This window comes from Gordonia westfalica (genome assembly GCF_900105725.1).
GTDB classification, from domain to species: Bacteria; Actinomycetota; Actinomycetes; order Mycobacteriales; family Mycobacteriaceae; genus Gordonia; species Gordonia westfalica.
In genome coordinates this window covers 917,477-931,543 of record NZ_FNLM01000036.1, presented here as the reverse complement: position 1 = coordinate 931,543, position 14,067 = coordinate 917,477, and the positions used below count along the sequence as shown (strand labels likewise).

The window sequence follows — 14,067 nt, the reverse complement described above, 5'->3', positions numbered from 1 at the left end:
CAGTGGATGTGGTGCTCTGGGGCGTGATCCCCTATCTCACACTCGCTCTCGTGATCGGTGGCACCATCTGGCGCTACCGCTACGACAAGTTCGGCTGGACGACGCGATCGTCGGAACTCTATGAATCCCGGGTGCTGCGCATCGCCTCACCGATGTTCCACTACGGCATCCTCGTCGTCATCGTGGGTCATGCCGTCGGACTGGTGATCCCCGAATCCTGGACCGATGCGATCGGCTTGTCGGACAAGGACTATCACCTGTTCGCCGCGGTCTTCGGGCTCATCGCCGCGCTGGCCACGCTGGTCGGCATCGGTCTGCTCGTCTACCGCCGCCGCACCACCGGTCCGGTGTTCATGGCCACCACCCGCAACGACAAGTTGATGTACCTGGTGCTGCTCTCGGCCATCGTCGCCGGCAGCTACATCACCGTCGTCGGCGCGATCGACCCCGACGGTCCCGGTGTGAACTACCGCGAGACCGTGTCCCCCTGGTTCCGCTCGATCTTCTTCCTGCAACCGGACATCGACGCGATGGCCGCCGCTCCCCTGCGGTTTCACGTTCACGTCCTGATCGGCATGTTGCTGTTCTGCCTGGTCCCCTTCACCCGGCTCGTGCACATCTTCACCGCGCCGGTCCACTATCTTTTCCGGCCCTACATCGTCTATCGGAGTCGCGACGACGCGACGGCTCCCGGCAATCGGCCACCCCGGCGAGGCTGGGCCCCCGTCGGTACCGCCGACCGGCAGCGGTGACGCGACGATGACCAGCGCGGAGACGTCGAGCACACCCGATCTGCGGGTCGGCCAGGGCCGGAACCTCTTCCTGGCGACGTTGGCCTTCGGGGTCAGCTTCTGGGCCTGGAACATCATCGCTCCGTTGGGTGTGCGCTACTCCGAACTCCTCCATCTCTCGTCCACCGAGAAATCGATCGTCGTGGCGATCCCCATCGTCGTGGGGTCCCTGGGCCGGATCATCACCGGCGCTCTGACCGACCGCTACGGCGGCCGGATCATGTTCCCGGTCCTTCTCCTCGCGTCGGCCCCCATCGTGATCCTCGTCGCGGTGGCCGGGGACCTCGGTTCGTATCCGCTGATGCTGATCTTCGGGTTCTTCCTCGGGATCGCGGGCACCACCTTCGCCGTCGGTATCCCGTTCGCGAATGCCTGGTACCCGCCCGAGCGCCGCGGTTTCGCCACCGGCGTCTTCGGGGTGGGGATGGGCGGAACGGCGTTCTCCGCCTTCTTCACCCCTCGCTTCGTCAACTGGTTCGGCTACGTCACCACCCACGTGATCATCGCGGTGACCCTCGTGGTGGTCGCCGCCGTCACCTGGACGTTCATGCGTGACTCACCGGTGTGGCGGCCGAACCACGACGCGGTGGTCCCGAAGCTCGTCGCCGCGGCCCGATTGCCGATCACCTGGCAGATGGGCTTCCTGTACGCCGCGACCTTCGGCGGATTCGTCGCGTTCTCCACCTATCTGCCCACCTACCTCAAGGACGTCTACGATTTCGGCCTCGAAGGGGCCGGCACCCGGACCGCGGGGTTCGCCGTCGCCGCGGTCATCGCCCGGCCGGTCGGTGGCGTCCTGTCCGATCGCTTCGGTCCGCGGCTGATCATCGCGGTGTCGACCGCCGGTGCCGCGGTGCTCGCGCTCTGGATGATCACCAAGCCCCCGGTCGAGATCCCCGCCGGCATCGACTTCGTCCTGATGGCCGTCTGCATGGGACTCGGCTCCGGGGCGGTGTTCAGCTGGGTCGCGTTGGAGGCACCGCGCGAGCGGGTCGGATCGGTCACCGGCATCGTCGGCGCCGCGGGTGGTCTGGGCGGGTTCTTCCCGCCGCTGGTGCTGGGCGCCACCTACGACGCGGAGACCCACAGCTACACGCTGGGACTGACGCTGCTCGTCATCACCGCCGGGGTCGCCCTGGTGTTCACGCTGTTCGGGATCCGGCGACGACCCCCGGACCCGCCGGGAGCGGGCGGTCCGTTGCGGGAGTAGTCGTTGTCGGACCCCCGTGGTGTCATGGTCGCACCCTTCGAACAAAGGAGCGATCCATGTCAGACCACGCTGCCGCGATCCGAGGTCTGCCCCGGTGGCATCCCAATCCCGTCATCCGCTCGACCATCGAGACCATTCGCCGATGCGGCTGGCAGGTGACCTCCATCGGTGAAGGGTCTCCGGAGACGAGCAGCCGCGGGACCGACTGCGGGTTCTCCTACACCGCAGGGCTCGCGCTGCACTCGATCCCCGAGCTCGCCGTCTACGGCGTCGATCCGGTCACCGCTCATCACGTCCTGAACGAACTCGGCGACCTGCTCCACCGGGAGGACTGGCGCGATCTGGTCGCGACACAGGCCGACATCCGTCTGCAGACGGTCGCGGTCTCGGTACGGCTGATCGAACAGGTCGACAAGGACGAACTGATCCTCGCCAACCTGCTGTTCCCCGACACCCCGACGCTGCAGGTGGTCTGGCCCGACGAATACGGCCGGTTCCCCTGGGAGGAGGGTTACATCCTGCTGCCGATGCATCAGCCGGTGAAGGGCATCCCGGATCTCTCGGCCCACGCACGGAACGCCGCACACGTCGTCACCGTCGAGTCCGGTCCCGACCGCACCCGCCCCCGTCGGGGCCGCCGGATCTCGGGTCACTGAGGCGCGCCGCTCGTCCGTGGTGACACGCTCTACGCGGGGTTGCCACGGACAAGCGGGCGCCGAGGTGTCAACATTGTTCACCGGGGGTAACGACCGGCGGGGGCACGAGGAAGGCGGATAGCGCGTGCAGCACCTGCCCGTCGTCCTCGCCGTTCTTTGCGCCGCCGTCTTCGGCGGAGTCGTCATCACCGCCATCTACCAGCGCCCGCAGCGTGGTCTCCTGCTGCTCGCGGCGTTGACCCCGCTCGACGGCCTGCTCGACATCGCGCCCGTGCCGGGCATCGCGGGAGCGTGGAAGGAGGGCATCCTCGCGGTCACGCTGATCTGCGCGGCGAACCGTCGTATCCGCCCGTCCGCGCGGACGGGTCCGCCTCTCCACATGCCCTGGTGGCCGGCGGCGGCCGGTCTGGTGGGCTTCGGACTGATCTCGGCGGCATGGGTCTACGGGCCCATCGGGGTCTACGGCATCAAGGTGACCTTCTTCTATCTGTTCGCCGTACTGGCGCTGTGGCTCACGCCTTTCGACGCGCAGGACCGCGATCGGCTCGTGTCGATCATCATGGCGCTCGGCGTGATCACCACCATCGTGGGCATCGGACAGCAGATCATCGGTCCGGCTAAGCTCGTCGAACTCGGCTACACCTACGGCGAGCAGGTCCGCTCGAGCGGACCGCTGTTCCGGACGTTCTCGACGTTCAACCAGCCCTTCGGGTTCGGCCTGTTCGTCACGATGGCGCTGCTGGTGGGCGGCGCGGTGGCGTTGTCCGACACGAGCCGCCGCCGCAATCAGCTGTTCCTCGCTCTCTGGCCGGTCATGGCGATCACGATGGCCACCTCGGTGGTCCGCGCGGCCATCCTCGGTCTCGTCATAGGTGTGATCTGGCTGGCGGTGTTGCGATTCCGGCGTCTCGTCGCGCCGATGCTCGCGATCGCCGCGCTCGCTGTGGTGTCCCTGCCGTTCCTGCCGTCGTCGATCACGAAGGTGTTCTTCTCGTCGAGCAGCCTGAGCCAGCGCGGGTCGGGATGGAGTGAGATCTTCGCCAGCATCGGCGTGCACCCGCTCGGCCGCGGTCTCGGCTCCAGCGGGTCTGCGGCGGATGCGATGTCGGCGGCCCGTGGCGAGGACACCCAGACGGTGACCGCCGGGGCGGGGGGAACGGTCCAGGGGATGTCGTCGAACTACCAGCCCGACAACTACTACGTGAAGGTCCTGCTGGAACTCGGACCGATCGGGCTGTGGCTCTTTCTTGCGATGATCGTGACGGCGGTGATCTGGTGCGTGCAGTCCGCACGCCGACTCCCCGACCCGGACGGGGCATTCGTCCTGGGTGTCAGCGCCTCGATCATCGCGGCGATGGCGGCCAGTCTGGTGGCCACCTATTTCGAGATCTTTCCGCTCGACTTCTACTTCTGGATGCTGTTGGGAGCTGTGGGATGCGCGACTGCACAACACGAATCACGTACGGTGCGCTTGCACTTCGACCCGGGGGAAGCGGCGTCCAGACCTACATCCGCGAATTACTGAGCGCGCTGCCGGCGCATCTCGGTGACATGCCGCTGGCGGCGCTCGTCCAGGAGGACGCCACCGGCGAGTTGCCCGCGTCGATCGTGCCGTTGCGCCGGCCGGTGGCCGACGGCGTCCGGCGCGCGATCCACGGTGTGCTGCCCACCCGACGCGGTGGGGTGTTCCACGGATTGGACGTCGACCTCCCCGTCGCGGGGCCGACGACGACCGTGGCGACCGTGCACGACCTGTCAGTGCTGGACATGCCGTCGGCGTCGAGCAGGTTCCGCGCCGCAGGCGAATCCGTACTGGTCCGCACCACCTTGCGGCGGGCAGACGTTCTGATCGCGGTCTCCGAGTTCACCGCCGAACGCATCCACGACGTCTGCGGACGCGACGCCCATGTCACCGAACTCGCGCCCGCGGACTGGGCGCGCCCGCCCGTCGCCGCGGACGTCGAGCGGGTCCGTACGAAATACGAACTGCCCGACCGTTTCGTGCTGCAGATCGGCACCGTCGAGCCGCGGAAGAACGTGGCGCTGGTCGCGGCCGCCGCCCGCCGGCTCGACATCGCATGTGTCCTCGGTGGTGCCGGGTCCACCGGTCCCGACGCACCGTCGTCAGCGATCGGTCTCGGATACGTGGACGTCGAAGACCTCCCCGGCCTCTATGCCGCAGCCACCGTGACCGCCTACGCGTCGTTCTACGAGGGCTACGGGCTACCGCCGGTGGAGGCGATGGCATGCGGCGGCGCCGTGGTCGCGAGCGCCGTCGGCGCACTTCCCCAGGTCGTCGGCGACGGGGCCGTACTCGTGGAACGACACGATGAGGACGACTGGGTCCGGGCCCTCGAACCCCTCGTCCGGGACCCCGAGGCCCGCCGCGGGCTGGTGGAGGCAGGCACCCGGGTCGGGGCATCGCTGAGCTGGGACACCACCGCTCGTCGCACGGTCGAGGCGTATCGCGCGGCCGGCATCGAGCTGCCCGCCCCGACCCCGCCACCGGGGGCGTCACCGTGAGCCCGGACGTCACCGGGCCACTGCCCTCCGATCTCGAGATCGAGCGGTTGGCGCTGGCCCCATCCGAACCCGCCGCCCATCCGGCGTCGGACACGCGGGCGGCGACGCGTGCCACCGCCGCGATGCTGCTGAGCCGCATCGTGATCGCCGCCCTCGGCTGGGCGGGCAGCGTCGTCATCGCGCGCACGCTGTCCCCGGAGGACTGGGGCAGCTACTCGTTCGTGTTCGCGCTCCTCGGCCTGACCGCGATCTTCACCGACCTCGGCGTGGGCCGGGCGGTGATGGCCCGGCTCATCTCAGACGACGCCGAGGACGTCGCCCGGACCTCGTCCGCCTTCATCGCGTTGCGGATACTCCTCGGACTCGTCGGGTACGCGCTCGCCGTCCTCTACGTGGTGGTGCTGCAATATCCGGGCGAGGTCATCCGGGCGACGGCGATCGCCGGACTCGTCGTCGTGTTCGCCACGCCCGGACAGGCATTGACGGTCATCTTCCAGAGTCGGCATCGCCTACTCCTCACCGCGATCGCCGAAAGTCTCGGCCAGGTCCTGCAACTCGCGATCACCATCGCGGCCGCGTTGGCCGCGCCCTGGCTGCTGGTGTTCGTGCTCGCGCCCGTCGCCAACGAGATCTTCGCGCTGATCGTCAAGATCGTCGGAATCGCACGCCGATCGTCGGGCCTGCGGCCGTCCCGGGTCGTCGAGTGGTCGCGGTGGAAACCGATGCTCACCGATGCCCTGCCGCTCGCGATCGGCTTCGCGCTGACCATCGCGCTGCAGAAGATCGACGTGCTGCTGCTGAGCCTGCTCGATTCACTCGACGCGGTGGGCATCTACAGCATCGGCTACAAGTTCTCCGACATCATGGACACGCTGATCCTCGCCGCCGTCGGCCCGATCAGCACCCTGCTGGTGGCGGCGTGGCCGCATCGCCCCGGCGAACTCCGCCAGCGCTGCCGAACCGCCGCGGTCGCCTTCGGTGCGGCCGGCGCCGTCGCGGTGGCCGCGTTCTGGCCGAGCGCCGAGGCGATCATCGAACTGCTCTACGGCCGCCGCTTCGTCGAGGGCGCCGACGCCGCGCGGTTCCTGGTGTTGGGCGCGGCGATCATGTCCTTCGTCGTGCTGGGGATCTTCCTCCTCGCCGCCACCGGATTCGCGAAGCGGTATCCGTGGATCGCGGTCGCCGGGCTCGCGCTGAACGTGGTCCTCAATGTGCTGCTGATCCCGCGGTACTCCTACACCGGTGCGGCGATGGCGACCGTGATCACCTTCGGTGTGTGCGCCGTGGCGCTGTGGGTGGTGGTCGCCCGGACACTGCCGGTCACCGAACTGCTCCCGGTCGGTTCGGTCCTCGCCCTGGCGATCCTGACGGCCGCGGTGTGTGCCGTCGGCGTGTGGGCCGCCGATCACGCGCCCTGGCCCGTGGTGTCCGTGGTGGCTGCCCTGATCGTCGGTGCGCCCGGCGTCGCCCTGCTCAAACGGGTCGCATCGCCGCCCGGCCGTCACGCGAAGGTGGTCCGATGACCGAGGCACGTTCGACCACCGACATTCTCGTGTTCGTCGCCCACACCGGCCAGGTGTCCGGGGCCGAGCGGGTCATGCTCGACCTGATCGGGGTCGCCCTCGACCGCGGACGCCGCGTGACGGTCGTCTGTCCCGGCGGCCCGCTGGTCGGCCGCCTACCGGCCGGCGTCGAGCACGTGTCGATCCCGCCTCTCGGGCTCAGCGGTGAACGCGGCCTCCACCGCCTGATGGGAGCAGCTCGCCTCGTCCTCGACTGGCTCCGAGCGGGCCGTGTCCTGCGACGCCACACCCGTCGCGATGCCACGACCATCGTCAACTCGCTGTTCGCGCTTCCCGCAGCACGATTCGCGCGGGCACCGGGCGGGGTCTCGTGGCTGGTCCACGACACCCTGTCCTCCGGACGCCAACGCGCCGTCGTGCGCATCAGCGCTCCGGTGATCCGTCGTGCGGTGGCGGTCTCGGAGGCGACGGCGCGACCGCTGAGCGATCTCGGTCTGCCGACGGTCGTCGCCCACAACGGGGTCGTCTGGCCGGTGCCCGCACTGGTGACGGAGCTGCACGATCCACCCGTCGTCGGAATCCTCGCGCTGCTCACCCCGTGGAAAGGCCATGCCGTGCTCCTCGAGGCCGTCGCCGCACTGTCCGGCGTCGAACTCGAGTTCGCCGGTGGCTCCTTCCCCGGCGACGCCGACCACGTCGCCTCCCTCCACGAGCGGGCCGCACAACCCGACCTGACCGGGCGCGTACGGTTCCTCGGTCACACCGATCCGCAGACCGCACTCACCCGCTGGGACGTCGTCGTCTCGGCGAGCATCACACCGGAGGCCGGGCCCCTGTCGGTGCTCGAGGCGATGGCGTACGGCAAACCGGTGATCGGCACCGATCACGGCGGCACCACCGAGTTCCTGCGCGGCGGTGCGGGAGTCCTCGTCCCGCCGTCCGACCCGGCCGCACTGGCCGAGGCGATCACCCGAGTGCTCGACGACGCGGATCTCCGCGAATCCCTTGCCCGAGAAGCCCGGCGCCGAATAGATGCCGAACACGACAAATCCGTCACATTGCCACTTATGCTCGACGAGTTGTCGTTCTGATGGGGGCAGGACACCGATGGCGAGCTCTGCGCTCTTCCCTAGATAGGCTGCCCATGAACCGATCCCTCGCCCGACGCCGCAACACCACCCGCTCGCTGCTGGCGTGCGCGTGCATCATCTTCGCCGCCCTCGCGAGCCTCGTCTGGGTCCGCAGTGACGCGCATTCCGCACCGGCGTCGTGCGCGCTGTCGAACGGCGACCACAAGGTCGCGACGTCACCCGGGGCATCGCTGCTCGCCCTCTCCGACGCCGACCTGAACCGCGAACTGTCGGTCGCCAGGGACCTGAACATGTGGGCGGTGCGCCTCGACGTCGACTGGTCGGTCGTCGAACCGGTGCGGGGTCAGCGCAATTGGGCCCCCATCGACCGGGTCGTGAACGCGATCGTCGCCCACGGCATGTGCCCGGTGGGGCTGGCCACCTACACGCCCATCTGGGCCGCGCGCCCCCTCGACTTCCCTCGCAACAGCCACTACCGGCCCGCCGACCCCAACGTCTTCGCGTCGTTCGCCGCGGCCGCCGCCCAGCGGTACTCGCAATCGATCTCGGTGTGGGAGATCTGGAACGAGCCCAACCTCGCCCACTACTGGCTGCCGCGCGCCAACGCGACCGAGTACGGCAGACTCCTCGCGGCGTCGTACACGGCCATCAAGCGTGCGGTGCCCGGTGCGGCGGTGATCTCCGCCGGGCTCGCCCCCGGCACCGACAACGGACGCGACATCGCTCCGCTGACGTTCGTCCGCAGCCTCTACCAGGGCGGGTTCAACAGGTCGCTGGATGCGTTGAGCGTGCACCCGTACACCTACCCCGTACTTCCCAACGACCCGGCCGCGGCGGCGTGGAGCACCGCGGCACGGATGTGGGACATGCGCGACGTGATGGTCGCGGCGGGCGACGGCCACAAGAAGATCTGGATGACCGAGTTCGGCGCACCCACCGGGGCCGGGACGAACTCGGTGTCCGAGGCGGTTCAGGCGCAGAGCATCCAGATCGCGATCGGCGCCCAGAACGACGCGCCATGGCTGGGACCGCTGTTCGTGTACTCGTTGCGCGACGCGGGTACCGATCCGAACAACCTGGAACACAACTTCGGACTCGTCCGCCGCGACTGGTCTCCGAAGCAGGCGTACACGTTTCTGGAATCCCGGTAGGGCGGCATCTCACGATCCCGCCGATCGTTAGCTAAGGTGAACTGACTTTCACCGGGCACAGCAGTATCCGGGGGAACGAACAGCCGGGGGGCACCAACACCACAGGAGAGATGTGTGACCTCCAGTCTGGATTCCAGACGTCGCGACACGCCCCCGTCGGTCGACCTTTTCGGCCACTTCCGCGATCTCGCCCGTGTCGCCGTCCCCGCGATCCTCATCGGGCTGTTCGTCGGGGTGTGCGTCTTCGGCCTGCGTACCGTCCTGGTCTCGAAGGAGTACTCGGCGACCGTCGTCGCCGAGATCACCCCGGCGAGCGACATCATCCCCGGCGACGCCTACATCGAGCAGATGCGGGCGCCGTTCATCGCGCTGTCGACCGACGAGAACGTCCTCCGGCAGGTCCTGACCCAGGTGGAGACCGATTGGGACACCGCCGAACTCCGCGAGCACGTCACGACCGGGCCCGGTACGACGCCGTCGCTGTTGCTGTTCACCGCGACCGCGCCGTCGTCGGAACAGGCCGAGGAGGTCGCCCGGGCGATGGTGTCCGCGATCTCGTCCGCCGCGGTGTCCAACCACGCCCGCGACATCAGCCGGGCGGTCGACGAGATGCGCGCCCAGATCACCGCCGAGCGAGCTCGCAACCAGGCCCTGCCCGACCGCGGAGACTCCAAGGCCGAGTCCAACGCCATGCTCGCGGATCTCAACTCCCAGCTGACCCGCCTCCAGAACTCGTCGACCGACAACCTCACGATCCTGGCCGCGCCGTCGGCCGGTGAGACGCCGGTGGCCCCGAACCCGACGCAGGAGGGTGCGGTCGCCGCGATCGTGGCCGCCATCCTGGCCGCGGAGATCCTCGTCCTCGTCCGGGGACGCCTCGGTCGCGGACCGAATCCCATCTGGGCCCGACGCATCGCCCACAAGTACGGCGCACGTCTCTCGTACGACGAGGGGCCCGAGCCGGGTCTGCCCGCGACACTCCTGCCGGCACTCGCCGAGCGGCACCGTCGAACCCAGGTCGCACTGATCCTGACCGGTGACCAGATCGATCCGGACCGTCTCCTCCACGGCCTGGCCCCACCCACCGACAACGGCTCGGGCCGGCCGACACAGATCGAGCGTCTGCCCCTCACCGAGGCCTGGTGGAACCGCGTCGACACCGCCGACCTCGCCCTCGCCGTCGTGGCCATCTCCACCGGCAGCACCGACCGCGCCCTCACCGAGCAGACACTGGCGCAGCTCGCCGAGGTCGGCGTCCCCCGGCACCTCGTCGTCCGGGCGCCGGCGACGCAGCATGCGGCGACCCGGATCCCGACGAACAACGTGCCGGACGGGCGATTCGGTGTCATCGGTGACCGCGGCCCGGTCGACGGCCTCCGCGATCCGTTCCCGAGTGGCGACGTCCCGACCACCGAGGGGCCCTCGCACCTGAACCGCACGCCCGCACACCATCGCGCCGACCGGACGCCGTTCGACCCCGAGCGTTTCCGGGTCTCGCCGCTCGACGCCTCTCCACGAAATGCGCGCCATCATGCCCGGTGACCGCATCGCCGTGGTGCACGAGCGACTCACCGAGATCGCCGGTTCCGAGCACGTCGTCGAGCAACTGGCGGCAACCTGGCCGAAGGTCGAGGTGCACGCACCGATCGCGCGCGCCGAGGGCATCCCCGCAGGCCTCACCGACCCGCCGATCACGACACCGCTCAACCGGGCCTACCGCCTCCTGGGCGAACGCAGCTACGCACCGCTCCTACCGCTGATGCCGTGGGCGTTTCGTCGCATGCCGCTCCGCGACGCCGCAGCGGTGGTGGTGAGCCATCACGCGTTCGCGACGCAGGCGGTCCTCGCCACCGACGCCCCGGTCATCGCGTACGTGCACAGCCCCGCCCGATGGGCGTGGGACCCGTCTCTCCGCGCAGGAGAGGGAGGTGGTGCGTCCGGCGCCGCGATCCTGTCGGCCCTGTCGGTGGTGGCGCGCCGTTGCGAGGTCGACGCCGCACCACGACTCCACACCGTGCTGGCCAACTCGTCGGCCGTCGCGGCACGCATCCGCGAACACTGGGACCGCGACGCCATCGTCGTACACCCGCCCGTCGATCTCGACGGGTTCACCCCCGACCCCGCCGTGCCGCGTGAGGACTTCTACCTGCTCGCCGGACGTCTCGTGCCGTACAAGCGACCCGACCTCGCCATCGCGGCCGCGGCTCGGGCCGACGCCAGGCTGGTGGTGGCCGGCGACGGCCGGGCCATGCAGCAGTGCCGCGAACTGGCCGGACCCAAGACCACCTTCCTCGGTCGCGTCTCGCACGACACCCTGCTGAACCTGCACCGGAGTGCACGCGCCGTGTTGATGCCGGGGATCGAGGACTTCGGGATCGTGCCGGTCGAGGCCATGGCCACCGGGACCCCGGTCATCGCGCTCGGCGAGGGTGGTGCTCTCGACACCGTCGTGCCCGGGTCGACCGGACAGCTCATCGAACCCGGGACCGATGACGAGGTCGTCGAGCGGCTCGCCGGCGCGCTGCGCGACTTCACGGTCGACGACTACGACCGCACCGAGATCCGTGCGTGGGCCGAGCGTTTCCGTCGCGAGCGGTTCCGCGAGCAGATGCGGGAGGTCGTCGGTGCGGCGATCTGACGCAACTCGCGCGACCGTCCTCGACCGCGCCCTCGCCACGTCCCGGTCGATCTCGGTGACCGGGCCGCTGACACCGCTCGACGCCGATCGTGTCCGCGCCCGTCTGGCTCTCGCCATGACCCCGACCTCGCGCCTCAGCGTCGTCCCCGACCCGACGTCGGCACGCTGGGTCCACGACGTGACGCCACGACCCGTCGTCGAACGCCCCGATCTCGCCGACCTCTCCCCCGGCGAGATCCTGACGGGTCTGCGCGCGCGAACGGAACCGGCCGGCACCGTCGAGTACCTGCTGGGCGGCCGCTGGCTGGTCCTCGACCAGAGCCACGGGATCGGCGACGGCCGGTCGAGTCTCGAACAGATCGCCGGCCTGGCCGGTCGCGACGGCTCCGCGATGGCGCCGAACCTGGAACGGTCTCTGCCCGCGGATTCCGCCTGGCACGCGGCATACCGTCAGCTGTTGCGTCACCCGGCACGCCTGCGCGAGGTCGCACGCCTGCGGACGGCCAACGCCCCCGACGCGTCCGACGGCCCGAGCCGCGAACTCGCCGGATGGCGTTCGACGCGGCGCGTCGTCGCCACGCCGATGTCCGCCGACCGCGTCGCCGCGCTGCGTGATGCGGTCGCAGCTCACGGGATGAAGACATCCGCGGCGGCGGTCACCGTCGCCCTGTGGCGTGCTGCGGTTGCCGCCCAGGAGGTCCGTGTGGATCCGCGCACCCAGGTGCTGTTCGACTGCCGCCGCTACCTCGAACCCACGCACGCGAACGATCACGGCAACCTCGCCGTCGGTATCCCCCTTCGCTTCCCGGAGTGGGCGACACCGGTCGAGGTCGGCGACCGTATCCGGGAGGTGACCCGGTCGGGGTGGCCGGTCGCGGTCCTCGGCGCAGGTGAACTCCGCGGTCTCCTCCGTCCACGTCGAGTCGGGCCGGAGTCCACGGCGTCCGATACCGCGACCGTGCCTGATCGTCTCCGCCTGTCGGTCAGCGACATGGGGCGGATCGGCGTGTTCGGCGACGTCGAGTGGGACCCGCAGGCGCCGTCCCATCACCTCTACGCCTCCCTCGAACCCGACGGCCCGAACGCGGCAACGACTTTCGTCAGCGAAGTCGACGGCACCCGGTCCTTCACCACCACCTTCTACGAGGCGTTCGTCGACCGGGCCGTCATCGAGGCCGCCCATCGGGCCCTCTGCGACGACCCGGTGGCCTTGTTCCGGCAGGTGATGAACCCGACCACGGGAACCCCGTCATGAGGTGCCCGAGCCGGCGACCGCGGGCGGAACGCCCCCGACACCCCGCGGTCACCTCGACCCGGCTCCTCCTCACCGCGGTGATCGTCGCGACCGCGGCAGCATGCTCGTCACCGGATCCCGCCGACTCGGCCCAGGCCCCGGCCCCCGGTGAGGTGGTCGGCACCGCCACCGAGACCGGCGAATACCTGGCCCTGGACAAGCTCGCCGAGCGGTCGCTGCGGTTCCGCTATCTCTCCGAAGATCGCGCGACAGACGAAGTCGTGCCGGTGTCGGCGGCCGCCTTCGTGCCGCGTGGAACCGCCCCGGCCGGTGGATGGCCGGTCATCGCGGTCGGCCACCCGACCACCGGTATCTCCACCGAATGCGCGCCGTCGTTCTACGGCAACCTCCTCGGCACCGTCGACCTCGTCGCCAACCTCCTCGAGCTGGGATTCGTGGTGGTACAGACCGACTATCAGGGTCTTGGTACCCCCGGTTCGCATGCGTATCTCGAACCGACCGTCGCCGCCCGCAACATCATCGATTCGGTGCGGGCCGTGCGGTCGCTGGTTCCCGACGCCGCCGGCGAGTGGTGGGGTTTCGGTGTCTCCCAAGGCGGTCACGCGGTGTTCCGGGCCAACGAGATCGCCGCCGGCTACGGCGACGGCCTGGACCTGCAGGGAACCATCAGCATGAGTCCCGCACTCGACATCCGTCCGATCGCGGATGCGATGGCGGCCGGAACGCTCACCCCGGACCAGATCGCCTTCCTGCCGCTCATCCTGACCGGCCTCCGGACCGTGCATCCGGAACTCCATATCGACGACTATCTCCGCGGCCCCATCCGGGACACGCTCGGAACCTTCCTCGAGTGCAGCGACACCGCGATCATGCAGAAACAGGACGTCGTCAAGCGCACGACACCGGCCGACTACCGCCCCGTCGACGACGCCGCGACCGATCGTCTCCGCGGGTGGCTGGGCGAGGCGAGTCTGCCGCAGGGTCGGGCGAGCGCGCCCATGATGGTCGTCTACAGCTCCGCAGACACCGTGATCCTGCCGTCCTGGACCGAGCGCGCGGTCGAGCAGGCCTGCGGGGAAGGTGATCTAATCACGACCGTGGTCGTCGACGGACAGTCGCACGGCATCCTCGACGTCGGGTCCTCGACAGCGGACTGGGTCGAGGCCGTGTCGGAAGGACGTTCGGTCCGTGACAGTTGTCGATGACCTCCACGCGCCGTCGGGGAGTTA

12 protein-coding genes are annotated in these 14,067 nt (G+C 69.5%); all 12 read left to right on the top strand.

The features are described 5' to 3' along the window. Positions 1 to 2: 2 nt before the first annotated feature. The 12 genes from narI to BLU62_RS30345 all read left to right on the top strand — a co-directional run bounded on the left by narI (position 3) and on the right by BLU62_RS30345 (position 14,043). The gene (gene narI / locus BLU62_RS30400) at positions 3 to 752 is read left to right on the top strand and encodes a respiratory nitrate reductase subunit gamma (protein WP_074854144.1); all 750 of its coding nucleotides are present in this window, start codon (positions 3 to 5) and stop codon (positions 750 to 752) included. Positions 753 to 759: 7 nt separating this feature from the next. Continuing rightward, entirely contained in the window at positions 760 to 2,001 is a 1,242-nt protein-coding gene (locus BLU62_RS30395) for an MFS transporter (protein WP_074854143.1), read from the top strand. Positions 2,002 to 2,057: 56 nt separating this feature from the next. Continuing rightward, positions 2,058 to 2,657 (top strand): DUF4262 domain-containing protein, encoded by a 600-nt coding sequence (locus BLU62_RS30390; protein WP_074854142.1) that lies wholly within the window; start codon positions 2,058 to 2,060, stop codon positions 2,655 to 2,657. Positions 2,658 to 2,781: 124 nt separating this feature from the next. Further along, entirely contained in the window at positions 2,782 to 4,182 is a 1,401-nt protein-coding gene (locus BLU62_RS30385; RefSeq protein WP_074854141.1) for an O-antigen ligase family protein, read from the top strand. Between the two features lie 32 nt (positions 4,183 to 4,214). Next, a complete protein-coding gene (locus tag BLU62_RS30380) occupies positions 4,215 to 5,180 on the top strand; it encodes a glycosyltransferase (RefSeq protein ID WP_084811988.1) in 966 nt (321 codons plus the stop codon). Next, a complete protein-coding gene (locus BLU62_RS30375; RefSeq protein ID WP_074854139.1) occupies positions 5,177 to 6,703 on the top strand; it encodes a flippase in 1,527 nt (508 codons plus the stop codon). The genes BLU62_RS30380 and BLU62_RS30375 overlap by 4 nt, the downstream gene beginning before the upstream one ends. Next, on the top strand, positions 6,700 to 7,794 hold the full coding sequence (locus BLU62_RS30370) for a glycosyltransferase family 4 protein (protein WP_074854138.1): 1,095 nt from the start codon (positions 6,700 to 6,702) through the stop codon (positions 7,792 to 7,794). The genes BLU62_RS30375 and BLU62_RS30370 overlap by 4 nt, the downstream gene beginning before the upstream one ends. 53 nt (positions 7,795 to 7,847) lie before the next feature. Further along, positions 7,848 to 8,945, top strand: a complete 1,098-nt coding sequence (locus BLU62_RS30365) for a glycoside hydrolase 5 family protein (RefSeq protein ID WP_074854137.1) — start codon at positions 7,848 to 7,850, stop codon at positions 8,943 to 8,945. A 114-nt stretch (positions 8,946 to 9,059) separates the two neighbouring features. Beyond that, a complete protein-coding gene (locus tag BLU62_RS30360; RefSeq protein WP_074854136.1) occupies positions 9,060 to 10,487 on the top strand; it encodes a YveK family protein in 1,428 nt (475 codons plus the stop codon). Continuing rightward, the gene (locus tag BLU62_RS30355) at positions 10,477 to 11,583 is read left to right on the top strand and encodes a glycosyltransferase (RefSeq protein WP_074854352.1); all 1,107 of its coding nucleotides are present in this window, start codon (positions 10,477 to 10,479) and stop codon (positions 11,581 to 11,583) included. Before BLU62_RS30360 ends, BLU62_RS30355 begins: the two co-directional genes overlap by 11 nt. After that, positions 11,570 to 12,838 carry a hypothetical protein gene (locus tag BLU62_RS30350; protein WP_074854135.1) on the top strand — a complete coding sequence of 423 codons (1,269 nt, stop codon included), beginning with the start codon at positions 11,570 to 11,572 and terminating at the stop codon, positions 12,836 to 12,838. Before BLU62_RS30355 ends, BLU62_RS30350 begins: the two co-directional genes overlap by 14 nt. Next, a complete protein-coding gene (locus BLU62_RS30345; protein WP_084811976.1) occupies positions 12,835 to 14,043 on the top strand; it encodes a lipase family protein in 1,209 nt (402 codons plus the stop codon). The genes BLU62_RS30350 and BLU62_RS30345 overlap by 4 nt, the downstream gene beginning before the upstream one ends. Positions 14,044 to 14,067 lie beyond the last annotated feature (24 nt).